Below are 24,814 nucleotides of genomic sequence, written 5' to 3' on the forward strand. Positions count from 1 at the left end.
CTTTATAAACCCAACCTTCATCCTCAGCACATATCATTAAGTACGTACCTATCACTGCCAATCACGATTTCCAGGGCCTTTAGACCCTGGTTTTCAATGCATCTAGCCTCGTAACTTGGCACAGCAACATTGCCCTTGATAATATCACCCAACTTAACATTAATGACCTCCCTATTGCCTAACTCCATTAACTTAAACGTCCCCTGTGAATAAGAGAGTACGTAATAAGGCCTATTCGAGTAAATGATCACTGAACCACGAGTAAGGGGGACGAGGATAACACTAATACTTAATTTAGTAACCACCTTATCACCGCGTCCCCTAACCACACTCTGGCTTTCAGTTACTTTACTAGGCACGGCCTTATGTATCTTATAGGCTATGGTCCTTGCCAAACCCTGATCCGACAACTTAATGTCGAAGCCCTCCCCCACGTCCTCAACCCTAAGGAAACCGCTCCTCTCATCTTTGATTGTTTCCTTCCTAACGATATCGATTATTAACCGCCTCAATTGACCACTCATTGGTATGATACTCCTAATCTGAACAACGGCTCTCTCCCTCTCGTTAATCATATCCCTACACCTCGGGCACAGCTCCTCGCTATACCTAACCTTAACCTGCACCTCCTCATCATAGTCGCTAATGAGTTCATGAACCGAACCCCTAACCTTAACAACCGCCGTATTTAACCCATGCCTTAAGCTAAGGGTTTCAATAGAGGCATTGGTGACCCTACCCATGTACTCAATGGATTCAAGTATTAACTTCTCAATGACCTTTGGATCCCTCACCCACCTACCTCTATAGAGTATCGCACCACAGCTTGGGCACCTAACGATACCCACGACATCCCTCTTCACCCTGGCAAGTGGGTGGGTCTTCCTATAGCAGTCTGGGCATAATCCCTCAATTAGTATGTCAGTCTCCCTACCACACAACGCACATACCTTGCGCATTTCTCATTGGCGTTTTCAAGTGGGTTAAATAAATCCTTTCCATCACCATAATACTTAATACACCAAGCGCATTGAATTAATTGTGAGTAAGGACGTAGAATCAAGAATTATAGACATCGTCAATGAGATGAAATCCTCAGTCGTAAGTATAATAACGACTAGGCTCATGGTTGATGAGTGGTTAAATGCGACGCCAGTTAGGGGTCTCGGCACGGGCTTCTTCATCGATAATAAACACGTGGTTACGGCAAACCACGTGGTGCAGGATGCGACGGAGCTCGTCGTGGTAACACCTGACGGTGATGAGTATGAAGGTGAATTACTAGGTAGAGATCCTGAATTTGACGCTGCGTTAATTAGGGTTGAGGGTGCCCGCTCAGTTAAGTCCGTCAAACTTGGCGATTCCGATAAACTTAAGGTGGGGCAGATGGTAATAGCGATAGGATATCCGCTGGGCCTTCTCGGTGAGCCAACAGTAACTTTAGGCGTTATTTCGGCAATTGGTAGGAGCATAAGGACACCCATGGGCGTTCTTGAGGGCTTGATACAGACAGACGCAGCTATTAATCCAGGTAACTCAGGAGGTCCCTTGCTTAATCTCGATGGTGAGGTTGTTGGCATGAACACCGCAATAATAGCTGGTGCCCAGGGGATTGGGTTTGCCGTTCCGATAAACCTGGTTAAGTTAACTATTGATGAAATACTAAAGTTCGGTAGGGTTGTTAGGCCTAGGTTAGGTATATACGGCGTTGACCTCAGCAAACCCATGGCCAGGTACTTTAGGTTGCCCGTGGATAGGGGTGTTCTCGTAGTTGGTGTTTTACCTGGCTCCCCAGCTGATGATGCCGGTCTTAGGCAGGGTGACGTAATCACGGCAATAGATGACGAGGAATTATCAAGTATAGTGCAACTAAAGGTTCACCTGGCCAGGAGGTTTATTGAGGGTAATAGGGTTTTTGATTTAACGGTGGTCAGGGGTAGGACAAGGTATAGGATTAAGGTCAGTATCTAAGTTATACTTTCTAAGGAATTATTAAAAATTAAGGCTAATGAGTTTAGGTCAATGAGTGAATTAGTACTGCCTGATTATTCAGGTATGAGTATTCAAAACCTAGCCAACACATTACTATCGCACTTCGGTACAACACCTAGAGGCCCTAAACTAAGGCTTGACCTCGACCTTAACGACCGCGTTGTCTTAATACTAATTGATGGCCTTAGTTACAGGGATTTAGTAAGCGTCATGGGTGACCCATTACCCGTAAGCAGACTATACAGAATAACCTCCGTATTCCCCACAACTACGTCCACGGTATTAACAACACTATTCACAGGCCTAAGCCCTGGCCAACACGGGGTCCTGGGCCCCAACATTTACATTAAGGAGATTGGAACCATAGTTAATACGTTATCGATGGGTCCAGTGATTGGTGAGAGGGATGGACTCCATAAAATGGGCTACGACCTAAAGAAACTCTTTCCTATAAAAACGACGATATTCGAAGAATTGGGCAATATGGGTATAAGGAGTAGGGTGTATGTACCCAAGGGCTTATCAGGTGGCTTATCGAGGATAACATACGCTGGTGCTGAGATTGTTGAGTACGTAACGCCATACGATGCAGTAATAAACGCGGCGAGGTTCCTAGGCGAATATAAGGTTGGTTTTGTGCATATTTACATAACCACCGTCGACTCCGCGGCGCATAAGTACGGGCCGAGCTCCGAGGAATGCGGTGCCGTGATCAGGGAGACCGTGGATTCCGTGATTAGGATGGCGAAGAAGTACATGACTAACTTCACGGTATTAGTAACGGCGGATCACGGGCATGATGAGGTCAAGAACAACGTTAAGGCTAATGATGTACAGGGACTAATGAGGCTACTGCATGTACCACCCTACGGTGATGCAAGGGCCATATACCTCAGGCTTAGTGATAGGGCGAGTATTGATGAGTTAACCGCATTACTTGGTAGGTACAACGTGGCTGGGCGCTTCCTTAGTAGGGATGAGGCAATAAGCATGGGCTTGTTCGGTGAAGTGTCAAGTGATGTAATTGATAGGGTTGGTGACGTAATATTCATACCGAACAGCGGCTCAGCCTTTATCTACCTGTATAAGCCGGATAGCGAGGAGTTGCTAACCCTCAGGGGTCAGCATGGAGGCTTGACCGAGAGGGAATTATACATACCCCTGATTCAATTATAGCGTTACTCACCAACTAACCTGCCCAACCTTCTGCGTGACTTCTTTATCTGGTTAACCATCCTCTTCATCAGTTGGTAATAATTCAGTAGTTCCTTAACATCCTTCGGCGTTACACCAGCGCCCTTGGCTATCCTACGGATTCTCGACGCATTAATTATGTCTGGGTTCAGTAACTCCTCCTTAGTCATTGAATCAAGTATGTGTCTCCACCTCCTGAGCATTTCCTGGGCATTACTCATCTTCTCCTCATCAAGCATCACGGCCCTATACTGCATTGGTAACATGCTCGTTGGCAATAATTCCAAGATCTTACTGAGGGGTCCAAGCTTCATTATTGAGTCAATCTGCTTCTTAATGGTTAGTAGGTTTATCTTACCCTCCTCAATCTCCTCCATGATCTTGCTCTCCTCCTCAATGGCCCTTATCTTCTCAATCAATGCCTCAAGGTCGCCCATGCCCAGTAATCTCGATACGTACTTATTGGCATCAAAAACCTCGATCTCATCAATATCCTCACCAACACCAATGAACTTAATCCTCGCACCACTCCTTATAACCGAGGTTAATGCACCACCAGCCTTCGCAGTGCTATCCATCTTCGTTAGGAAAACACTATGTATTGGTACATACTTCATGAAGGCCTCTGTTTGGGCAGCGGCTTGCCTACCGACTGTGGCATCAATCACGAGCATTACCTCGTCAGGCTTAGCCTCATCATAAATAGCCTTAGCCTCCTTCAGTAGCTCCTCCTCATTCCTATGCCTACCCGCGGTATCAATTATTATTAAATCAACCCTGTTCCTCTGCATATACTCAAGGCCATGCCTCAATATGGCTATGGGATCCTTAGAATTCTCCTCACCATAAAATAGGGCGTTAACCCTCTCAGCTAATTGCTTAAGCTGGTGATACGCGCCGGGCCTGTAGGTGTCGGTCTCGATAAGCCCAACCCTCAAATTCCTCTTAATGTAGAACCTAGCCAGCTTGGCCGCTGATGTTGTTTTACCGCTACCCTCAACACCAATTAGCATTAACTTGTACGGTCTCTTACTAACGTTAACGTTAGGCGCCTCCTCACCTCCCAACGCCTTAACTAATTCCTGATATAGGAGGTATAGTAGGAACTCCTTACTTGTTATACCTTGGGGAGGCTTTTCCTGTCTGAATCTCTCCTCAATTGTCTTTGTTATTGATAAGACAACATCAGCACTAACATCAGCCCTCAGCAGTATCCTCTGAATCTCCCTTAAAACCTCCTTAAGCGTCGCCTCATCTATGTAGCTTAATCCCCTAATCCTATTAACCAGGTTCGTGAAGGCTTCGATTAATGGATTTGGCGCCACCGCAATCCACCTCCCTAATTAATCCCTTAAATAATTATTGCGGATATTGCTGTGTTTCGTAGTACTGAGACGTGTAATACTGCTGCGGGTAGTAATAATAACCCTGCGGGTATTGCTGCCCACAATAGTAACTCCTATAATAATTGAGGGTGTTCTCATCATTTAATGGACCTATTACATAGATACCACCTGGCCCTATCTCGTATATGAGCTTTATCGGCCTAATGGGCATCCACCTCATTTTCCTAATGAACATTATCCTAGCCAAACACCCAAAGTTACTATTAGCCATTGATATCTCCCTAAGGGATAGCATAATCACGCCACTAGCTAGGTACTCCTCGACGCCAAACCTACTAAGCTTATTCTCTTCACCCGTGGGTATTTCCGAGGTCATTATCGTGGTTACATCCTTAAGCCGCTTAAGCTGAAACACTAACTCCCTTAGGTACTCCCTAATCCAGATAACGTCTTGGTGGCTCATTATTATTAATGGTGCGATTGGGTCGATAACGAGCCTCTTAACATCATACTTCTTAACCTGCTCGATAATCATCTTAGCAAGATCCCTCGGGTCAAGGGTTATCTTCTCATCACGTGCATAGATCCTGAAGTAGGTCCTAAAATCGGCCATTATTAGCTTACCGCTTCTCTCGTAAGAATCAAGATCCCAACCTAGGGCATCACGGACACCCCTCTTGACATCCTCGGACGGTTCATCAACGGTCACGTACATACCCACCTCACCAAGCTCAGCACCCGTCCTTAGGAATGTCAAGCTAAATATCGTCTTTCCAGTACCAGCCTCACCGGCTATTAGGTAAACCTCGCCCCTCTTAAATCCGCCACTAAGTATGTAAGCGTCTAAGTAGTTAATACCGGTCAATGCCTTATCCTCATAATAGTAATAGTAATATGGGTATTGATCCTGCGGATACTGAATGGTCTGTGTATTATATGAATATTGGTAATAGGTCATTGTATCATTATAATAATTACCTGTTTGATAATTTCCATAGTAATTATAGTAATTCGAATAAGTATCCGAATCTGAAGTTGCTTGTCTCTTCATTGAATTCATATTATCCCGACAATAGCTATAAAAGTACTTATATATGTTGCGTTTCGTTAATGTTCCTTCGGCCTTACCTTAAGTTGAACATTAAACTTCTTCCTGATGTTCTCAAGCTTAGGTAAACCCTTAGAAATAACGGCGCCTATGTACGCATCAGGTACCTGAATAATCACTGAGCCATCCTCACCCCTAACAATTGATATCTCCTCAGGGGGTACGTACTTCCTCAAAACCCTCACAATCCTACTAATCAACCTCTTATCACTAACGGCCTGACTAACCTTACGTGCCTTACCTATAGGCGTTACAAAGATCTCCTCACCAAATACGTAGATCTCATACTCAACAGTGTCATTTATGAAGTCCTTAACAACAACGACCGGCCTAGCCAAGTCCTCCTCGCTCATGCCCTCGGGAACCTTAACGGTGAGCTCGAGACTATACACCTTCTGAACCTCTCCATCCTTCATGAAGAGGACCGTGTCTATTATTGACGGAAGCATACCAAGCTCCGTCCTACCTATGAACCTCTGGATCGCGTCTATGGGACTCGTTGCATGCACGACACCAACCATGCCAACACCAGCCAGTCTAAGGTCTATGTATAACTGGAAGTCCGCGGTATCCCTCATCTCATCAAATATTGTGAAGTCAGGCCTAGATAGTAACAGTAAATCATGTATTTCCTCAGACGATGCGTAGGTCTTCGATATCTGCGTTATCTCATTGGGTAGTATCATATCCCTTGGTGACTCCACGGTCTTAACGACCTTACCGAGGCTCATGTAGTACTCAGCCAATGCTTGGGCAAAGGTCGTTTTACCAGCACCTGGTGGACCTGCTATTAATATTCCCTCAGCCTGTCTACCCAGTCTATCGAGAACCTTAGGATGGAGTGAGTACTCCTCAAGTCTCCTCTTAATTAATGGCTTGACGGCGGTTATCTCAATCCCGTCAGACACGGGGGGTAATGCAACGACTATTCTATACTCACCATGCTGAATAATGAGTGAGTTCTCCCTCCTAATTTCAACCCTGGTATTACTATTGGCCATTAGTGACGCTGATATCAATTCCCTAACCATCCTCTCTAGGTACTCCCTACTAAGTGGTTCATTACTAAGCGGCACCAATTGCCAATTACCCGGCCTACCCTTCTTGGCATAGGGTATTGAGCCCTCCTTAAGGTGAACTGACATCGTGTCATTATCGAAGAACCTCTCAATCTCCAGCTTATCCTTATGCTGACCTATGAACAACGTCTCAATGCCCATGGCTCTTGAAATCTCAAAATTCATCTCATCGCTTGTCACCAGCGTTGCGCCCAACTCCCTCGCCAGCTCCCTGACTATCTCATCAACCGAGTGCTGGTCAGGCCTTGGTATTGACTTTGGGAGCACCGACACGTACTCGACCCTTATATCCTCAAGGCCAAGCTTATTTATTGAGTCCATGATATAATTCAACTCCCTAATACCCAGCCAACCCAATGCACCACCAGCCCTAGCCTCACTCTCGAACTTCCTAATTATCTCTGTATGTATCAATAACCTACCCCTAATGTTACCCCTCAATATTGCCTCTTTCAAACTCCCATCCAAGAACACCGATGTATCGGGTATGTAAATATTGCTTACTTGCATTCCGCCTATCGCTAAGTAATCGATACTAAGTACCCTTAATAAACACTTTTATTCATAATAAGCGAATTAATCGTTGCTTACAACGACAACACCATTAATATCCAACACAGCCTTTAACACCGAACCACCCGTAAGCTCAATGGCCTTCTCAACCTCAACCTTATCAGATAGCGCTATCATGCATCCACCCCCACCGGCACCCGTTAACTTTGAGCCGAGGGCACCAGCGTTCCTGGCTGCGTAAACCATTTCATTTAACTGCCGAGTTGATACTCCGAGGGCATCGAGTAATCCATGGTTAATATTCATTAAAACACCCATCAACTCCAGGTCACCCCTTTCTAGGGCCTCCCTACCCTTCCTAGTGATTAGCCCTATTGACCTTATTATTGGCTCTATCACATCCCTCATTGTCTCATACTTCCTCCTAACCATAGCGACTAAGTCCTTTGTCGTGCTCACCCTAGGCACATACCCAATTATCAATGGGACATTGGTCCCAGGCCTCACGGGCTCCATCACCGCATTATTACCCTCAGGCTTCACAAACATTATGCCGCCAAACGTAGCCATTGTGGTATCCGTGGGACTTGCAGAACCCTGAACATCCTTCTCGACCTGCCACGCAAGGCGCGCTAGTTCGCGCTTATCAATGTCGTAGCCCAACTCCTTTATGTATGCGTATATCGTTGCGACGGCCACGGCGGCTGACGTGCCTAACCCAGCACCAACGGGCATTTCTGACCGTATCTCCAGGTCAATACCGACCTTCTTATCGACATATCCCATGGCTAATTCAACAGCCCTCTTAACATAGCTTAACGCGGAGATAACCGCACCATAATCCGTCCTGGCAATTATATCACCGTTCTCACTAATCGTTACAGAGATGCCCGCCAATCTTAAATCCCTCGCATTTATATTGATTTTACCATCGCTCCTAGCCCTTGCCGTGACATAGACGTACTTATTAATAGCCATTGCCAGGGCTGGCTCGCCATAAACGACAGCATGCTCTCCATAAAGTATCACCTTACCGGGCGCCCTTACAGTAACCACGGACCTATGGGTAATTCAGGAAAATTAAATTCTTCCGTTAAATAACCTTGAACCACCTGGCTTACTAAGTTCAACGATCAAATTCGTTATGGTCCTACGTGCATCGTTAAGCCCGTAAATCACTGAGCCATAGCTGGGCACCAGTATAAACGCTCCAGTAATGAATAATCCACCAGCGATTAAGTAGTTGCGAAGTACTACTATGGCCAGTCCTAGGTATACTAATACGTAATCATTATTTATCACAGATGAATACCTAAGGATATCACTGTAGTATCCAAGCCTATAGAGTGCGGTCATTATCATGAATTGGCCAATGAAATTCTCAATAGCCACAACCACACTCACTAAATTAATGATTAATGGGCCAACCCGGATCACGACCATCACATCCACAGTCAGGGATAGCAGGGAGGCAAATATGGCTATGAATACGCCGACCTACCAACATCGTAATCCTCAGGGTATGCCTTAACCATCAGGTCGAAACCCCTCCTCACCAGGGTTGTGTATATGATTAGTAGTAGAATTGAGGCTAGGGCATTGGTTATGTCCATGGATATTGGCGGTAAATGAATTAGTATTCCCATGAGTGCGATTACGGAGAATGCATAGAATATGAATACCACTAGGTATAGTATGAAGCCCGCCATGATCACATTAACACCCTTAATGAGCGGGCTCAATTTATCAACGGTGTCATCGCTCATTACCAATATTATGGCGAATCGCACTTAAATAAATTATCATTAAACTCAACGAAAGGACCAACGGTATTAGAAATAGAGACTCCGTGTTAATTCTGTAAAACTCACCAGTTAGGTAACTTCCAATTGTTTGCCCAATTAACTGAAACACTATTAATAGGCTCATTCCATGGCCCCTCCTATTAATTCCAATTCTACCGCCCAACTCACTCTGTATTGCCGTAATGACTAATTGGGCACCAACCTGAAGCATGAGTAGGTAACCCACGACTGAGTATGTATTTTCAACTAACCCTATCACACTACCCACTGCACTAATTATCGTACCTAAGGCGAACAACCTGCTCCTATACCTATCAACGTAGAAGGTTAGGAATATCCCTATCATGATGTAGGCAGCGTATGAAATTGATACCAGGTAGCCCCAATAGACTGTGTTAAGCCCTAATTTGTAGATTACGTATATGGGTAATAACGTATTTATGGGCATTATGGCAATTGATATCATTAATGCCGATACATAAATCATTAATAAATCACCAGGTAAGTTGACAATGCTAATTAATTGATTGTATGAGCGTAGGAGTTCCCTAAAGGTTACTTTGCCAATTCTATTTCCCAGGGTCTCCTTAATTGTGAATTGCCTAATTATTGCAACAGCTACGGAGATTATCGAGGAGATTAAATACGCAAGTCTAATGCCGAATAGACCGTACTTATTAATTAAAAAGCCGCTGACAGGTGGTAAAACCAACCAAGGTATTTGGGGTAGTATTGACGTTACTAAAATTCCACTGGCGTATCTTTCCTGGGGCAGGGAGTCCATTAGAATCGCAAGTAGTGCAGGTTGGTAGAAGGATGCAGCCATGTTTAGTGCGTAGAATACCGCGAGTAATTGCCAATTGGGCGCTATGACCATTAGGAATGACATTACCGTTATTAGCCAAGTCCCTATGACAATTGATGATCTGCGACCTAAGGTATCCGTTAAGTATCCTCCTGGGATTATCGCAATTAACTGCACAATCATTGAGATTGAGTAGGTTAGGCCTATGTCTATGGCGTTGGCGCCAAGCATCTTTAGGTAAATTGAGAGGTAGGGCATCGTCATGGCATTACCGATTGCATAAAGGAACCAGGTAAGTAGCAGTATTCCCACGTTACCCGTTACGTAATACTTAATGTTCCTTCTTACATCATGCAATGAGAATCCCCTTTATCCGAGGGTTGTACATGATTTTAAAAGTATTATGAGCGTGGGGAGGAATTCAGTCATTTACCCATTCATCACTTGTTCAAGAGACCGTCGTCTCATCACAGGATTTAATAGTCATTCAAGGGCTTAAAAGACTTAAGTGCCGTGGCTTTATGGCAATACGTAGTAATGATCTTTAATTAACTCTTTAACGACCCTCTCATTGGCGTATATGGGAACTATTATTGGTAATGCGTATGGTGTTGGTACTATCATTAAATGAGGCGCACTCCTGCCATTATATTGATTGGCAACGGCATTAGTTTCAGCATCACCTGTTGAATAATTGTTACCAATCGCCATTTTCCTTAACCGTATTGGTAATATCCTTATGCCCCTGATTATTGATTTCATTCCCATCATACATTTTTCAGTGATTATGGAGGGTTTAAATACCTGTATGGTGTGAAGAGTACACTTGCTATATAGCAAGTGTAGTGAAAAAATTACTATATATGCTATATAATTTACGTAAATCTAAGTATGTGGTAATTAAACATTTTTCACGAAACCTTAACCCTAGTTACTGCGCCTCTTAAACATACTAACTGACAAATGCCGCAACCAACGCATGCCTTAGCATCAATAACTGGCTTCTTACCTAATTGAATTGCGGGGCAGTTAATCCGTAGACAATCACCGCAGTTATCGCAATACTCATCAATGATGCTAAACACGTATTTACCCAGGGAACTTTTCGAAATATGCATTACGGCAATGCCACGTGAATTAACAATACTTAATATATCCTGTAATGAGCCTAGGGGATTGCTTGGGTCGTAATTTACGACTTTGTAATTAGCATTAACCTTAGAAAGAATGCCTATGGCGTCACTACATTCATCCTCAGTTAGTGGAATTATAATGAGGTAATTACCATTGGTATTAACGATTTCACGGATTAGCTCCTCCCTACCCAATAATGAGCATGGATTGACTATAGCTATTAACCTGCCATAACCATAATTGGTCTTTAAGGACGCCAGTACAGCCATTAATGAATTGGTCACAAAATCGATTACCTGGTCAAAGCTTCTTGGTTCAAAGAACGTTGGGAGCATGTCGTAACTTGGCGTTAACCCCTCCGTATTAATTACGTGCATGTATGATGGGTCAATCACCATTATCGGTACCTCCCCCTGCCTCCAATACTTTGAGAAAAGCCATTCAATGAGCATCAATGGATCTCCTGGCTCCCGAAAAAAGAGTTGCTTAATGGCATCGTTAATTAAATCATTATACCATTTACTAACATCATCAGCCATAAGTCTCTCAACACCAACCTCCTTCATTAAGTAATCCCCAGTATCTACGACGTACTTAATACTAATTGAATCCTTGGGCAGTGGATTTATGTATAATGGCAGTATCATTGAGTAATTACCAATTTTATCAATGTGCTCCTTAATGAACGACCACGCAGAGCCGGATATGAGTACACCATCACCCTTCCCAATAATGGTAATATTATCACGAGACCTAACCCTGACCTCCTCAGGCAATTCCTTACGGAAACTACCCAATAATCGACTAGGCCCCCAACGCATGGGTTCACCCCAATTCTTATTAAACGTGGCCTCCCTATGCCTAATCCCAACACCATTAACGCCCTCGCCTACACTTAACCAAGGTCCTAACCTCACTATGTATGGTAGCTCAAAGGATTCGCCATAATCGCGGCTTTCCTTAATAGCCCTAACTAGGCTCCCTTGATCCCAGGGTTCCAAGCATGGCAGGCCTATTAATCCGCAAAATGGTCTTATGTCGTGAATGTCGTAGACAAATACCACAAGTGAGCCCCTAACTCTAGCGGTGCTTAAGGAACCTAGGGAATTTAGGAAGCCAACATCATCAATTAACACTGCGACATCCCTAAACATGCTTGTGAGGACCTCGGCCTCATTAATCGCATCCTCGGGGCTCATCTTTACATTAAATACTTTATTCATTAAGTAGGAGCCTGTTATGACTATGTCGTTAAACGAATTCCTTAATGCGTCCACAATCCTCATAATACTGCCTTTTACATCATGCACTGATTTCGGTAACTATACCGCGATTTAAAAAGTATTATTTTTATTACGAAATTGAAAGGTTTTAATAACTTTAATATTAAAGGTAATTATATAAGTGTATGAATGTGAGTAGCTGGGGCGCAATCGCTCCATCGATGATTAGGAGATACGTGATTATAACGTTAATTGCCCTAATCCTCGCATCAATTGGTGCTAAGGCGTTGACACCCGCTGTTAATAGTACGCACTTTATAATCTATGACTTAGCAAACGCGGGTTTATCATATGATCAAGCCCTAGACAACTACCTGGAACAGGCATACTCACTATACACAAGCACTTTAGGTATGAAAATGGCGCCACCATGTAATGGAAGTCAATACACGGTATACGTAGTGTCCTCTCTTCCAGGGTCAGAAGCAGGTATAACAGAGTGGGAATACACATATAATCCAAGCACCAATCAAATACTCAGTACCTGCATAGAGTACATAAACATAAGCGCCGGCTTATCAAGCCAGTGGCTCGAGCACACGGCCTATCACGAACTTGTCCACGTATCGCAATGGGCATACGTACAATACACGACAATACCCCAGAATTACCCATGGTATATCGAAGCTGATGCAGAGGGCACTGCGAGTTATTACACAAATCAATGCCCAATGGACCAGGACTACTTCCAGTATAGCCAGTATGAGTATGATCCATATGATTACGCAGGAAAACCAATAATAAATATGTACTATTACTCAGCCTTCATATACTGGCTAATTGCAAACGGCATTGGACCGGCAACCATCGAGCAGAACGTATTCACTAGTAATAGTGTCATTAATTCATGGCTTGACAATTACTACACCCAGTATCTGGTTTCACTGGTCCATGGACAGAGCCTGTGCGGGTCAACTTACTACCCAAGCTTTCAAACAATAGATATGAGTGGCAGTACATACTCCTTCAGCGTTAGTTTACAAGGCCTCAGTGCCCAGTATTACGAGATTCAATTACCCGCCACAGGCACCATAGAAATCACGGCAAGCGGTGGCTCGGTTACTAGCAATATTGAACTCAACTCAGCATTCTCAATAACAAACACGACCCTATACATGGCCGTAGTCAACCCAACAACCAGCAGTGAAAGTGTTGCATTAACGATTAGTTATACCCCAGGTATAATGGTTAGGATAATAAACGGCACATACAACGTAATGAAAGAATCATTAACACTGGAATTGTACATCACATACGGGACGGCGCCAATTACGGGCACCGTATACATCAACGGCACCTCAGTAAGTGCAAGCAATGGTTATGCAGGTGTTACATTTACGGGAATTACCTGGGGCACCTACACAATAAACGCGACATACGAAAACTCAACGGCCCTCGCCCACATCACGTTAACACAGCCATCAATGTCATTAATAACGTCATCCACACTTTATCTAACGAGCAATAGCTTCGGCTACCTAGTATTTTCGGTGAATAATCCAAATAATGTAACGCTAATCACGAACGTAATGATCACATCACCACCAAGCCCAGTAAATACGTATAAGCCAATGATTTACTTTGAGCCGCCAAATGAGACGTTAACCCTAAGCCCAGGCACATCAACGGTCAAGGTATACTTCTTCACCAATGCCACGGTGGCGAGCGGTCAAGGGGACATTTACCTATATAATAGTCCAAGTACCGCAATAACCCTCGGGTACAACGTAATACCCGCCCAGATAGGTATCTTAAACGCTACATACTACATAAACGGCAACTACACAGTAATTAATGCATACGTTAATAACATAGGAGTAATACAATCAACATTAAGCGGCCTTACAGGTGCCGCATATATTAATTACAGTACGTATACAATAACGACACTCGGAATAAACATAACAAGCCCAGTGATAAGGCTTTTACCGAGAATTACGGTATTAGCACCGCGCTGGGCCCTAGTTAATGTAACGATTACCCTATCATCACCAAAAACCTGCTCAAGCTTCCCCGTGTTTTATGGCGGCAAGTTCTATGTGAACAATACATACGTAGGTAGTGTACTCGTACCATGCAATAGTGAGGGTATTGCGTGGAACGCCATGAATATCACTTACAGGGATTATCATGTTACGCTATCAATCACAAACACAACGATCACTGCCACAATTAATATAATACCTCCATCAATCAACGTAGTTTATTACCTGTGGAATATAACGGGCATTAATGAGTACGTAATAGCTAACCTTAGCGTGTATGGCCCATATAAATACGTGATTCTCGGTAAGGAGGTAAGTAACTCAACGCTGCAGCTTGAGTACTCCTTACCCATAAATAATACCATACTAACCATAAACACTGGGTTTAGTAACATAACAATCCAGAGACCGAAACCATTAATAGGCCTGGAATCACCGGCAATAACAATTTACCCGCAGGTAATTAACGTAGTTATTAACGTCACAATGCCACCAACACTCACGTATCAGGGCATTCTGAATACGTACTTAAATGGTTCATTATACTCATCAACAATTGTTAATTTGCCGCCAGGTAAGTCAACACTCATTAACGTATTAGTTAAGCCTATGACGCCAAGCATATACATTATTAATGTGAAATTCGGCGCGTGGTCCTCAAGCAACATTACTGTAGCTAGTGTAGAATTGAATGAATTAAACGTACAGGTAAGGCCTCTAGTGATTATTGGTCATGCTGAGACAATAAATATAACGCTAAATGATTATCCACCAATGGGATTACCCATTAATGTGACGCTTCAGGGCTGTATTAATGAGACGATGACTGTCGTGGCAAATGCATCATTAAGCCTAGGATTCAATAAGGAGTGTGCATTATTAATTAATGCATCAACATACACATTAGCGAGTGAGGCTATTAGTTACTGGGACTATCTAAACCTATGGATTAATAATACGGTTGGTTACTACAATGGTTATCCACTAATACTTAACGAGACAATAACAGCATACGCAACATTCCTAAACGGTTCCAGGGTGCCAGCCACGGTACTCATTAACGGGTCAACAACACTCACCCTGCAGTCCCTGGGACCCATCACGATCACATTAAGCATTAATTACCTCGGTGCCACAAATGAATCCACGTTAAGCGCCTACGTCATACCACCGACATACTTCGAAGCAGAGGAGATACTCGGTGAGTTAGGCAATCCACAATTTCTAAATGCCACAATTAGTAATGCAATAACAAGCGGTAATTGGGGCTTGGTTAATGAAATAGTTAATGAATACCAAGAATCATCTAGACCATACGACCCACTGGCCCAGTTATCAAGGTACTTATTAATACAGGCAGTAATGAGTGGCGATGTTAATAAGATAGGTCTCGTAAACATCATACTAAAGTACGAACTCCTCATTTACGCAATTTTCATACTAATAATCGCACTAATAATAGTAGCCGTTTATAGGGTGGTTAGGGCTGGCTCACGTAAGGCCTAACTTACCCTCCTCCCTTAAACGCTTATCAAAAACCTTCACGAGCACCGCAGTGATTATGAATAGAGATGCTACCGTGATCAATGAGTAAAGTACCTGGTAAGTAATTGGTATGGGGAGTTCTAAGTAGCCCAGGGCAGCTTCGCGCATTATTATGAATGGGTAAGCTATTGGTGAGTACTCATTCATTATCATTATGTACTTACTAGTCCCGCTGGGTATTAACCCACCCAGTGCTGGCATTAGGAATTGCATTATGTCAGTAATGACCCAGTTCGACCTAAGCCTGATCACGAGCATTGCATATATTGTTGATATAAAGAGGAGTTGTAATGAGGCGAGTATTATCGATATTACAAGGAGTACGGGATCCTTAATGTCCATGATTAAGCCGAACACTATGTAAAAGCTTATCGCGAGTGCCGCTAAGTCAAGTAATGTGTATATGGAGTACGCAATGCCCCAGCCAATTACGTGGGTTAGTAAGTTATTTACTGTAGCCATTACATTCTCAAGGATGCCCTCATAACCCTCCTCAATTACCCCATTACCAAAACCCCATAACCAACTTGAGTATAGTGCAAAGGCATATGCCGCCCAAAGGAATAATTGAATGGTGAATTTACCCAGCGTGAGCACGCCAAATCCCCGAAGGGTTAGTATGAAAAATGCGAGCCATAGTGGTGCCGTTATTATATTTATCATTATCGATGATGGCTTAGAAAATAATAGGCGTAAACCCCTCCAAACCTCAACACTTAATTCCTTAAACACCCTTCCTCCTGAACTCTCTTTCGAGCCTTGCATATGAGGTCATCCCAAGTAGTAGGTATATGATCGTTGCGGCGATTAAGTAGGTAATGAGGGTGATGCTTTCATGGCCTATGCTTTCCAGGTACATGGAGTAGAAGGTTATGTACATGGGAAGTGCATAAACCAATTCCTTAATCCACCAGGGAAGTACGTATATCGGGTACGTGGTACCCGAGAGTATTGTTAATATTGGCGTTAATACGTTGGTTACCGAATCGGCATCATTAAGCTTCATGACCAAGCCCGCTATTAGCAACCCAATGCCATACAGAGGCAGTAACCCAATGAAAAGTAGTAAGAGGGCTAATGCCAGCCTAACAGCTCCAATTAACCCGTATTCCAGGTAAAACAGTGGTAAGGAGGCTATTGTGAAGGCGCCGATATTCACCACAATCATTACAAGGGATGTGCCGAGTAAGATCACGTACATGCTTGTTGGCGAGGCAAGCAGGAACTCAAGCCTACCACCCCTCCTCTCCTCCCATAGAAACCTAGCCCCTGTCTGCATCATTATCATGGATAGCATGAGGACCTCAAACCCAATGAACTGCCTAATGAACACGCCACTCGTTACCCTAACAAAGAATGAGGCTATAAAAGCCATACCGCCAGCAATGAAGTACGGAAGAATAATAAGCAATGCCAAACCACCCGGCTCCCTACTTATTATCTTCAGCTCATTAGCCATCACCGCAAACAGCACATTCAACTCACTAAACTTACCCATTCTCATCCCCAATCACCCTGATAAAGGCCTCCTCCAAGGAAGGCTCATTAATCCTAATCCTACTTATCCTCAAGCCCCTTGCCTCAACATCGTTTATCACCCTACGAAGTGCATCAGCGGGGTTCGTGGTCTCCTCACGTATGGTCTCCACGCGACCATTAAGCTGGACCTCAACCTCAATCACATACTTCAACCCAAGCATATCCTTTATATCCCTCGGTGATCCCTCAATGATCATCCTACCATTATTTATTATACCAACCCTATCACAAACCTCCTCCACCTCCCAAAGATTGTGACTCGTAAAAAGCACAGCCTTACCCTCCTTTCTCAGCCTCCTTACCAACTCCCTTACCTCCCTTGCTGAGATTGGGTCTAAGCCTATGGTTGGTTCATCAAGAAATAACACGGGCGGATCGTGAATTAATGCCCTGGCTATGGCAAGTCTAGCCCTCATACCAAGCGAGTACTCCTCATATGGCCTATTCATCGCGTTTTCAAGCCCAACAAGGTTCATCAACTCCCTCGCCCTTGCCTCCGCCACTGACTTACTCAACCCATAAAGCCTTCCAAAGTAAACGAGGTTTTCATACCCACTAAGCCTCGAGTAAAATCCCTTGTCTGGGTAAAGAACAAGCCCTATGATGCCCCTAACAATACCTGCTTCTTTAACGACATCGTGTCCGTCAATCATGGCATAACCATCATCAGGGATTAATAAGGTGGCGAGTATCTTAACGGTGGTAGTCTTACCCGCGCCATTCGGGCCTAACAACCCATATACCTCACCCCACCTAACCCTAAAGGAAACACCCCTCAGTGCCTCGACTACAATCTTTCTTCTCCTTATGAAGCCAATACGTTCATAACTAATGAATCTTTTCCTGAGATTCGAAGCTACTATTGCATCGTTCACACAACCCTTAATGTAATAGCCCGAGTAATAAGGTTTTGCCGCGTATCACCCTCCAGCGAGGACTTAACAACCTACACTATCCTAAGGCATAAGGTTTATTAAGCCTGACATTTTTATGAGTGTCGAATGAAAATACCGTTTTGCACCTTCTGCGTTAAGACCAGGGTGTTCTGCCCGAAGTGCCAGTCTTTGCTTGATAGCGGAGAGTACTCCATGCTTGATGTTGATGTTAGTGATGCATTGCTAAACATAGCCACTGGGAAGATGGAGGAGATACTGAAGAATGTCGAGTATGTTAAGTCCTACGAAGTTGGTGACCTAATAATCGTGGTGCTTAAGGGCATAAAGTCTATTCCACGCGCAATAGTTCAGCAGATTGAGCATGATCTCGAGAGATCACTGAGTAAGAGGGTTAAGGTTGTTGAGAAGGGCGTTAATGTGAATGAGTTAGCAACGCAATTAGCATCACCTGCCCGGATACTCACGGTATCGACGTCCTGGCTCCCTGACGGCACTACGGAGACCGTGGTCAGGATAACAAAGAGTGAACTTAGGAGGCTACCATTTAAGCCGAGTGAGTTGGCTAAGGTTCTTAGTCAAATTAGCGGCACAAACATTAGGGTTGAAGTTACTAAGTAATCACAATTTTTAAATCCCCAAAATCTACAAGTTGGTCGTGAGTTTTCCAAGGAAGACCCACTGGACTAAAGACGTAACTCCTGAATTAGATGGTAAGGAGGTAATTCTAACGGGCTGGGTCTGGGACATTAGGGACCTCGGTAACATAAAGTTCATACTACTGAGGGATAGGGAGGGCATTATACAATTAACGGTGAAGAAGGGCGTTGCCCCGGAGGGTGTTTGGTCATTAACGCAGTCATTAGGTAGGGAAGACGCAATAGCCGTTAAGGGTGTCGTTAAGGCTAGTAAGATAGCCAGGGCAGGCGTTGAGGTCTTCCCAAGTGAAATCCACGTTGTGGCTAAATCGAAGGCATTGCCAATAGATATATGGGGCTCGGTAGAGACCGACTTAGATACGAGGTTGAAGTACAGATCCATTGACCTTAAGAGACCCATTAACTCATTGATATTCAGGGTTGAGAGTGAGGTTACCCGCGCAATCCGTGAGACTCTCTATGGCCGTGGATTTATCGAGGTATTTACGCCTAAAATAATTGTTACAAGTACGGAGGGAGGCGCTGAGTTATTTACGGTGCAATACTTCGAAAGAGCCGCCTATCTAGCCCAGAGCCCGCAGCTCTATAAGGAGGAGTTAACGGCAAGCCTTGAGAGGGTCTTTGAGATAGCCCCTGCCTATAGGGCTGAGAAGCATAACACGAATTATCACTTAAACGAGTTCATATCGGTGGACATCGAGGAGGCCTTCGCTAATTACATGGATGTAATGGACGTTCTCGAGGACGTGATAATCAGCGTTTACGAAAGGGTCAATAAGGTATTTAGTAATGAATTAGCTAAGTACGGCATAGAGATTAAGATTCCGAAGAAGCCGTTCAGGAGGATTACGTATGACGAAGCATTGGACATGCTGAGTAGGAGAGGTTTAAAGATTAATTGGGGAGATGACGTACCTAAGAATGGCTTAGAACTCCTGAGTGAGGAATTCAATGAACCATTCTTCATAATACACTTCCCAACGGACCTAAGGGCATTCTACACGAAGCCCCTCGACTCAGACCCAAAAATCAGCGAGTCATTTGACCTCGTTATAGGCGGCTTGGAAATAGCGTCAGGGAGTAGTAGAATTCACATTAAGGAGCAGTTAATAGAGGCATTAAGAAAGAGGGGGTTGAACCCTGAGAACTTCGAGAGTCACCTAATGGTTTATGATTATGGAATGCCACCACATGCTGGCTGGGGCATGGGGCTCTATAGGCTATTAATGGTGCTGCTTAAGAGGGATAATATTCGTGAGGTCGTGCTATACCCAAGGGACAGATTCAGGCTTGAGCCATAGCTATATTATCTTCCTCTTCCCAAATATCCTAATTGTTAGACGTGGATTTACATGCATTACATAATTCATATATTTGTGATTTGGCACCATAAATTCACCATTATTTGATCGAGAAGGTGCATAATCATAGATCATTATTAAATGAATTGAATGAGGCCCATCCCTTACATCGAATTTGTTTATTTCTATGTTAAGCGATAGTATTGACATTGCCAGTAATATCCAGGCCGCTGGATTTGTTGGTAATCGCTGTATTGGCAATGATGTGATCAATGAGCTCATGGTCTCCACAGAGGACGTTAACGAGGTCTCAACAGGACCTATCTGCTTAATAGATTCGGCATATAATGTATAGGGTATTACATTACCAACCAACGCCAATATTAATGGGTAGTAGAGATAATTAGGGGTTAGGGCTAATGTTGGAGGACCCCGTATTACTAAGTATGAAATTGTGAGGGTACCAAGTGATTGACCAAATACGAAATTAATAATATCAATATCACTAATCCTCGTGAGGGCTATGGTGTATACGAGGTTTAGGGCCATGAGTAATAACGCCACGTATAGGGAATCGCCATAACCCTGGAACAATAGGTATAGGGCTCCGAGTAAGGTAATTGCCGACACTACATACCTCACGTTGATATTCCTATTATTAATATAATCAAGTATTATTAGCGGTATTATATAGCTTGAACTTACGAAGGCTGTTAATCCACCGACGCCACCCGATAAGTCTGTGTATAAGTAGACAATTGCATAATTGATTGGTGATAATAGTAAGCCCTTAATTATTGATTTCTCATCATAACCATGAAGTAATATTACCATGAGAAGTAGTGCCGTGGAGAATAGGTAACTTAGGGTTATTAACTCGTTAATACGAAATAGCCGTAGGGCTAGGTAGGTGATTGGGTACGAAATTCCCCATAGAGCTGAGGCGAGCATTGCCAATGCTAAGTACCGCTTGGTCATAGGACATCACCGGGGATTTATGGTTTAAGGAAGAGAGCAAAACTTTCGCTGTACTTGATAATTAAAAATCTTTCTAAATCAATTTCTTAGAATTCTGTAAGTAACTCGGCAAGTTATTCCTAATGCCTCACCGGATTATTTAACTAATGTTTCAGCTAGGATTATATGATGGGTTTTAGTAATGCGTGGTGCTTTATTATCTACGGTCTGCCGCCTTATCAAGCGCATGTACTGATAATCCCTTGGTCTCAACACCGAATATGAACCATGCCAATGCCGCCAGGAAACCCACTATGTAAAGTATTAAGTTTGAGAGTAGGTATACGTAGGTGTTTGCTGAGGCTAGTAGGTAGTAAATGAGAAGCACATACATAATCCACGCAATGAGCCTAACAATGCCAACCCAGGTAGCCCTATTCCTGGTTGGGTATAGTTCAGGTTCTAGGAGGACCCTAACCGCCCAACCAAATTCACTGAATATCATGTTTAGGAATAGTAATGTATAGAATATTGTTAAAGATGACGCTAAGGCGCTTCCAATCATTACACCGTATATTATGAATATCGGTATCATGGTCAATAACCCACCCAGGAATGAAATTAGGGTGAAGGTCTTTCTACTTAACCTATCAATAACTAACCCAATTAAACCAGCAATTGAGGCACCCACATTAGCCCATAGCAATACCTGAGTAGCCAACACCTCATTGTTTGAGAATGGTAATGAGGGTAAGTAAACGATGTAGAAGGCCATTAACCCATAAGTCGCTAATTGGGATATGCCGAGGAGTGATAGCACCAATGTCCTGAACCACAGCGGTGGAAATCTAACGCTCTGCCTAGGACCTTCAGTTAGGGTGTATGATAGGCCGTACTCATTGGCTATCCTCTCAGCCTCGTGAACCCTGCCCCTAACGATGAGCCACCTAACCGATTCAGGTGTTACTAACCTAATGATTATCGCCGCTATCAGGACAATTATTGCGGAACCAATCATAGTCCAGGTGGCAGATAACTGGGTACCCCTCATTAGCGCCAATAATAGTATTGCAGATGCTATAGCTGCACCTATGTTGTCAAAGTTCGTTATTAAGACGAGCATAGAGCCCCTATAATTATACGGCATCAACTCAGTGGCTGCCGCAAGTGCTGGAGGCTCCTCACCACCAACACCTATCTCGGCGAGTATGTACGATATTATGAATGGTATGAAGGCCTCCGATGCAGGTATTACATTTGATAGGAGTATTGATAACCCCATGCCTATTAATCCAATTGTGTATAGGCTCATCGTATAGACATATATGCCCCTCCTACCAACAATGTCCGCCAACCTACCCATGAGCACATTACCAATCATTAAGGATATTGGCCCAAGGACTACAGAGATGGGCACTAAGAACTTAGGTATGTATTTGGAGAAGTAATAAATCGACATAACACCACTCGTAGTTACAAATCCCCATATCAAGAACGTGAGCGAATAGCTAAAGAACATGACATAGTGAATTCCCGATAACCTTAGGTTCTTCGTAGCTTCACCCATACTAATCACTCTGTTATTATTTGCCAATAACACATTTATTTTTAAAGATTACTCGAGAGTACAATTACTTAGATTAGCGATGAAGAACCGATGAATACACGGTCAGGGAGAGCACTTATGATTAATAGAAACAGAAATAAATGATTGAGAGCTTGGCCTTATTCCTCCTCGGCTTCCTGTGGCATTTCTATGTTCAGTTTCTTAAACCAACCCATGTAATAGTTCTTAATCTTATCCCTAACCTCCTCGAAGTGCTTTGGCATATCAACAGGATCTAAACCCTTAGCCAAGTACTGAGAGAAGCGAGCCTTATATAACGCCTCGTTCTCACCCTTAAGCTTCTCCGCATACTCAGCAATATGCTTACCACTTATTCTATCCTCATCGGGGAGTACCTCCTCACCATGGGGCACCTCGAGACCTGCATCAAGGGCACCCTTAAGCACTGCGAAGACGCGGGCACCCTTAGTTGGCCTGTGAAGCCCAATGTCAAGTATCGCCTTCTTAACGCCCTTAAGTAACGCCTTATAACCAACTATTAAACCTACGAGGTACGCACTCGAAGTATTCTTCAAGCCTCCCTTCCAACCAAAACCTACTAATTCCTTAGACGTGGCGCTCACGATAACCTCATCACCCACTACCCTAGCCACAACGACCTGGGCGATTATGTACTTATTTGTCCTCCTAACGACAAGCCTAGGCAAGCCACTCTTAATCATCTCCCTACGCTTATAGTAATTCGTCTTACCCTCCCTCCTACGCCTAAACTTAACCTTATAACGACCACTCCTCGCCATGCTCGCAAACCAAGAAGATAATCGCTTAATAAGTATTTCTTAGGATGGAGAAAGGGGAGACGTTATCGCTGCTGCTTAATTAGGTTATTACTAATTAGGTATGCCCTGAGCGACGACACGCTATCAAACCTACCACCCTTAACCTGCAGGTAAAGCTCCCTCCAGGTCTTTGCATCAATCAACCCCCTCCTCTTTAGCGAGTTTAAGTACCTCCTTAATGCCCTAACCTTATTAACCCAAGCCTCCTTAGGATCAAGCCTAGCGTACTTACTACCCCTCCTACTACCAACACCCCTCCTCCTACCCTTCCTCCTCTTCTCATGCAGCTCGCGCCACCTACCCCTACTAACACCCTTGGCATACTCAGCGTATATCAAGCCCTCCTTAATCAAAGCCCTAACATCAGCCTTAGTGGTAACCTCCTCAAGCCTATCAAGAGCCTCAGGGCTAATCCTAACCCGTGATTCACCAACACCAAGTACCTCAGCAGCCAACCTCTTAACGTCAACCATCAATGGCTTGCTGCAAATGCTGTTTTTAAGTGTTTACTCAACGCACCTGCCCCATACTCTAATATACCGCATGACGTACAACACCAAGTTAGGCGATCTTAACTGGGTATTTTCTTGGGATTATTTATCCAGTATACCGTTGTGAGAATAAATAATGTTAATGCTTAAATATTGATGATGCGGTGTTTAGTGGTATGTCAAGTATTTTGGGGTTGACGATAACCTTTTGGGCTGTTTACTCCACAAATATTGACTTATCATCATTTCTAGAAAGGCTTGTTGGGCTTGGGTACTCCGTCGGTAAGGTATATACGATACCCGGCGGTGATTATTATATTGAGTATTTAAGCGATGGTTCGTTGGCGAGGAAGAGCACTAACGAGGGTTCAATAAGGATAATCTATGATAGCGGTAGGAAGGCGCTGGGGGTCATTGCACCCAATAGGGATTTGAGCGTCGTTGGTCTTGCCGAGTTTTATAGGGCCCTAAGTGAGGCTAAGATACCGGAGCCTCCAATAACGGAATTATTCATTAGCTATACGGATAACCTGCAGATATGCCCCACCAGGTCTTTGAAGTACATGAACATGGAATTGAGTGAGCGTGGGACCACACTGCTTTGGGGTGAGCCTCAGGGTAAGTCCATGTACGTAATGATAACGCCAGTATCAAGTGAGAGGAGCCTAATAATGATTGGGGCTAGGGGCGAGTGGGGATTTACAATAGGCATCCTTAGGAACATAAATGAATTATTCCTGGAGGTGAGGAAATTTAACTGTAAGGGCGGAGGTTAATGG

At 43.8% G+C, this 24,814-nt stretch carries 23 protein-coding genes; 6 read left to right on the forward strand and 17 right to left on the reverse strand.

Annotated elements, in window-relative coordinates:
• Window positions 1-23 precede the first annotated feature (23 nt).
• Window positions 24-959: a 60S ribosomal export protein NMD3 gene (locus tag VDIS_RS11230; protein WP_013337377.1), complete on the reverse strand. Its 936-nt coding sequence runs from the start codon at window positions 957-959 to the stop codon at window positions 24-26.
• Window positions 960-1,041: 82 nt separating this feature from the next.
• On the opposite strand from VDIS_RS11230, the gene VDIS_RS11235 reads away from it, so the two are divergent.
• Together VDIS_RS11235 and VDIS_RS11240 are read left to right on the forward strand one after the other, a co-directional pair.
• Window positions 1,042-1,971, forward strand: a complete 930-nt coding sequence (locus VDIS_RS11235; protein WP_013337378.1) for a S1C family serine protease — start codon at window positions 1,042-1,044, stop codon at window positions 1,969-1,971.
• A 51-nt stretch (window positions 1,972-2,022) separates the two neighbouring features.
• On the forward strand, window positions 2,023-3,168 hold the full coding sequence (locus tag VDIS_RS11240; RefSeq protein ID WP_013337379.1) for an alkaline phosphatase family protein: 1,146 nt from the start codon (window positions 2,023-2,025) through the stop codon (window positions 3,166-3,168).
• A gap of 2 nt (window positions 3,169-3,170) precedes the next feature.
• Here the strand turns inward: VDIS_RS11240 and VDIS_RS11245 are convergent, their stop codons facing one another.
• The 9 genes from VDIS_RS11245 to VDIS_RS11285 form a co-directional block, all read right to left on the reverse strand.
• A complete protein-coding gene (locus VDIS_RS11245; protein WP_013337380.1) occupies window positions 3,171-4,511 on the reverse strand; it encodes a signal recognition particle protein Srp54 in 1,341 nt (446 codons plus the stop codon).
• Between the two features lie 34 nt (window positions 4,512-4,545).
• Window positions 4,546-5,583, reverse strand: a complete 1,038-nt coding sequence (locus VDIS_RS11250) for an ATPase domain-containing protein (protein ID WP_013337381.1) — start codon at window positions 5,581-5,583, stop codon at window positions 4,546-4,548.
• 56 nt (window positions 5,584-5,639) lie between these two features.
• On the reverse strand, window positions 5,640-7,229 hold the full coding sequence (locus VDIS_RS11255; RefSeq protein ID WP_013337382.1) for a PINc/VapC family ATPase: 1,590 nt from the start codon (window positions 7,227-7,229) through the stop codon (window positions 5,640-5,642).
• A gap of 66 nt (window positions 7,230-7,295) precedes the next feature.
• The gene (gene mvk / locus VDIS_RS11260; protein WP_013337383.1) at window positions 7,296-8,288 is read right to left on the reverse strand and encodes a mevalonate kinase; all 993 of its coding nucleotides are present in this window, start codon (window positions 8,286-8,288) and stop codon (window positions 7,296-7,298) included.
• A 24-nt stretch (window positions 8,289-8,312) separates the two neighbouring features.
• Window positions 8,313-8,669, reverse strand: a complete 357-nt coding sequence (locus VDIS_RS11265; protein ID WP_148678341.1) for a hypothetical protein — start codon at window positions 8,667-8,669, stop codon at window positions 8,313-8,315.
• A gap of 44 nt (window positions 8,670-8,713) precedes the next feature.
• The gene (locus VDIS_RS11270; protein ID WP_013337385.1) at window positions 8,714-8,998 is read right to left on the reverse strand and encodes a hypothetical protein; all 285 of its coding nucleotides are present in this window, start codon (window positions 8,996-8,998) and stop codon (window positions 8,714-8,716) included.
• Window positions 8,988-10,199 (reverse strand): MFS transporter, encoded by a 1,212-nt coding sequence (locus VDIS_RS11275; protein ID WP_013337386.1) that lies wholly within the window; start codon window positions 10,197-10,199, stop codon window positions 8,988-8,990. The genes VDIS_RS11270 and VDIS_RS11275 overlap by 11 nt, the downstream gene beginning before the upstream one ends.
• A 162-nt stretch (window positions 10,200-10,361) precedes the next feature.
• A complete protein-coding gene (locus VDIS_RS11280; protein ID WP_013337387.1) occupies window positions 10,362-10,613 on the reverse strand; it encodes a hypothetical protein in 252 nt (83 codons plus the stop codon).
• A 140-nt stretch (window positions 10,614-10,753) separates the two neighbouring features.
• Window positions 10,754-12,286: a ferredoxin family protein gene (locus VDIS_RS11285; protein ID WP_013337388.1), complete on the reverse strand. Its 1,533-nt coding sequence runs from the start codon at window positions 12,284-12,286 to the stop codon at window positions 10,754-10,756.
• Window positions 12,287-12,384: 98 nt separating this feature from the next.
• Between VDIS_RS11285 and VDIS_RS11290 the strand changes: the two genes are divergently transcribed.
• Window positions 12,385-15,750: a hypothetical protein gene (locus tag VDIS_RS11290; protein WP_013337389.1), complete on the forward strand. Its 3,366-nt coding sequence runs from the start codon at window positions 12,385-12,387 to the stop codon at window positions 15,748-15,750.
• Here the strand turns inward: VDIS_RS11290 and VDIS_RS11295 are convergent.
• Genes VDIS_RS11295 through VDIS_RS11305 form a run of 3 tightly spaced genes read right to left on the reverse strand, consistent with a single transcriptional unit; the run spans window position 15,736 to window position 18,203 of the window.
• Window positions 15,736-16,554, reverse strand: coding sequence for a hypothetical protein (locus VDIS_RS11295; protein ID WP_013337390.1), 819 nt, complete (start codon window positions 16,552-16,554; stop codon window positions 15,736-15,738). The two genes, VDIS_RS11290 and VDIS_RS11295, sit on opposite strands and share 15 nt — an antisense overlap.
• A complete protein-coding gene (locus VDIS_RS11300; RefSeq protein ID WP_013337391.1) occupies window positions 16,514-17,293 on the reverse strand; it encodes an ABC transporter permease in 780 nt (259 codons plus the stop codon). The genes VDIS_RS11295 and VDIS_RS11300 overlap by 41 nt, the downstream gene beginning before the upstream one ends.
• On the reverse strand, window positions 17,280-18,203 hold the full coding sequence (locus VDIS_RS11305; protein ID WP_013337392.1) for an ABC transporter ATP-binding protein: 924 nt from the start codon (window positions 18,201-18,203) through the stop codon (window positions 17,280-17,282). The genes VDIS_RS11300 and VDIS_RS11305 overlap by 14 nt, the downstream gene beginning before the upstream one ends.
• A 126-nt stretch (window positions 18,204-18,329) precedes the next feature.
• Here VDIS_RS11305 and VDIS_RS11310 point away from each other — a divergent pair, with 126 nt between their 5' ends.
• On the forward strand, window positions 18,330-18,842 hold the full coding sequence (locus VDIS_RS11310) for a transcription elongation factor NusA (protein ID WP_013337393.1): 513 nt from the start codon (window positions 18,330-18,332) through the stop codon (window positions 18,840-18,842).
• Between the two features lie 37 nt (window positions 18,843-18,879).
• On the forward strand, window positions 18,880-20,181 hold the full coding sequence (gene aspS, locus VDIS_RS11315; protein WP_013337394.1) for an aspartate--tRNA(Asn) ligase: 1,302 nt from the start codon (window positions 18,880-18,882) through the stop codon (window positions 20,179-20,181).
• Here the strand turns inward: aspS and VDIS_RS11320 are convergent, their stop codons facing one another.
• The 4 genes from VDIS_RS11320 to VDIS_RS11335 all read right to left on the reverse strand — a co-directional run bounded on the left by VDIS_RS11320 (window position 20,182) and on the right by VDIS_RS11335 (window position 24,017).
• Window positions 20,182-21,159 (reverse strand): hypothetical protein, encoded by a 978-nt coding sequence (locus VDIS_RS11320; RefSeq protein WP_013337395.1) that lies wholly within the window; start codon window positions 21,157-21,159, stop codon window positions 20,182-20,184.
• Window positions 21,160-21,355: 196 nt separating this feature from the next.
• A complete protein-coding gene (locus tag VDIS_RS11325) occupies window positions 21,356-22,705 on the reverse strand; it encodes an MFS transporter (RefSeq protein WP_013337396.1) in 1,350 nt (449 codons plus the stop codon).
• A gap of 158 nt (window positions 22,706-22,863) precedes the next feature.
• A complete protein-coding gene (locus VDIS_RS11330) occupies window positions 22,864-23,505 on the reverse strand; it encodes a 50S ribosomal protein L18 (RefSeq protein WP_013337397.1) in 642 nt (213 codons plus the stop codon).
• Between the two features lie 62 nt (window positions 23,506-23,567).
• Complete coding sequence (locus VDIS_RS11335; RefSeq protein WP_013337398.1) at window positions 23,568-24,017, reverse strand: 50S ribosomal protein L19e; 450 nt, start codon at window positions 24,015-24,017, stop codon at window positions 23,568-23,570.
• Between the two features lie 194 nt (window positions 24,018-24,211).
• On the opposite strand from VDIS_RS11335, the gene VDIS_RS11340 reads away from it, so the two are divergent.
• On the forward strand, window positions 24,212-24,811 hold the full coding sequence (locus VDIS_RS11340; protein WP_013337399.1) for a hypothetical protein: 600 nt from the start codon (window positions 24,212-24,214) through the stop codon (window positions 24,809-24,811).
• Window positions 24,812-24,814 lie beyond the last annotated feature (3 nt).

The organism is Vulcanisaeta distributa DSM 14429 (assembly GCF_000148385.1).
GTDB classification, from domain to species: domain Archaea; phylum Thermoproteota; class Thermoprotei; order Thermoproteales; family Thermocladiaceae; genus Vulcanisaeta; species Vulcanisaeta distributa.

Coding starts and splice junctions, on each gene's coding strand:
- VDIS_RS11230 (WP_013337377.1), bottom strand. CDS start 959: ATGCGCAAGGTATGTGCGTTGTGTGGTAGGGAGACTGACATACTAATT.
- VDIS_RS11240 (WP_013337379.1), top strand. CDS start 2,023: ATGAGTGAATTAGTACTGCCTGATTATTCAGGTATGAGTATTCAAAAC.
- VDIS_RS11250 (WP_013337381.1), bottom strand. CDS start 5,583: ATGAAGAGACAAGCAACTTCAGATTCGGATACTTATTCGAATTACTAT.
- VDIS_RS11255 (WP_013337382.1), bottom strand. CDS start 7,229: ATGCAAGTAAGCAATATTTACATACCCGATACATCGGTGTTCTTGGAT.
- VDIS_RS11270 (WP_013337385.1), bottom strand. CDS start 8,998: ATGAGCGATGACACCGTTGATAAATTGAGCCCGCTCATTAAGGGTGTT.
- VDIS_RS11280 (WP_013337387.1), bottom strand. CDS start 10,613: ATGATGGGAATGAAATCAATAATCAGGGGCATAAGGATATTACCAATA.
- VDIS_RS11290 (WP_013337389.1), top strand. CDS start 12,385: ATGAATGTGAGTAGCTGGGGCGCAATCGCTCCATCGATGATTAGGAGA.
- VDIS_RS11295 (WP_013337390.1), bottom strand. CDS start 16,554: ATGCAAGGCTCGAAAGAGAGTTCAGGAGGAAGGGTGTTTAAGGAATTA.
- VDIS_RS11300 (WP_013337391.1), bottom strand. CDS start 17,293: ATGAGAATGGGTAAGTTTAGTGAGTTGAATGTGCTGTTTGCGGTGATG.
- VDIS_RS11310 (WP_013337393.1), top strand. CDS start 18,330: ATGAAAATACCGTTTTGCACCTTCTGCGTTAAGACCAGGGTGTTCTGC.
- VDIS_RS11320 (WP_013337395.1), bottom strand. CDS start 21,159: ATGACCAAGCGGTACTTAGCATTGGCAATGCTCGCCTCAGCTCTATGG.
- VDIS_RS11325 (WP_013337396.1), bottom strand. CDS start 22,705: ATGGGTGAAGCTACGAAGAACCTAAGGTTATCGGGAATTCACTATGTC.
- VDIS_RS11330 (WP_013337397.1), bottom strand. CDS start 23,505: ATGGCGAGGAGTGGTCGTTATAAGGTTAAGTTTAGGCGTAGGAGGGAG.
- VDIS_RS11335 (WP_013337398.1), bottom strand. CDS start 24,017: ATGGTTGACGTTAAGAGGTTGGCTGCTGAGGTACTTGGTGTTGGTGAA.
- VDIS_RS11340 (WP_013337399.1), top strand. CDS start 24,212: ATGTCAAGTATTTTGGGGTTGACGATAACCTTTTGGGCTGTTTACTCC.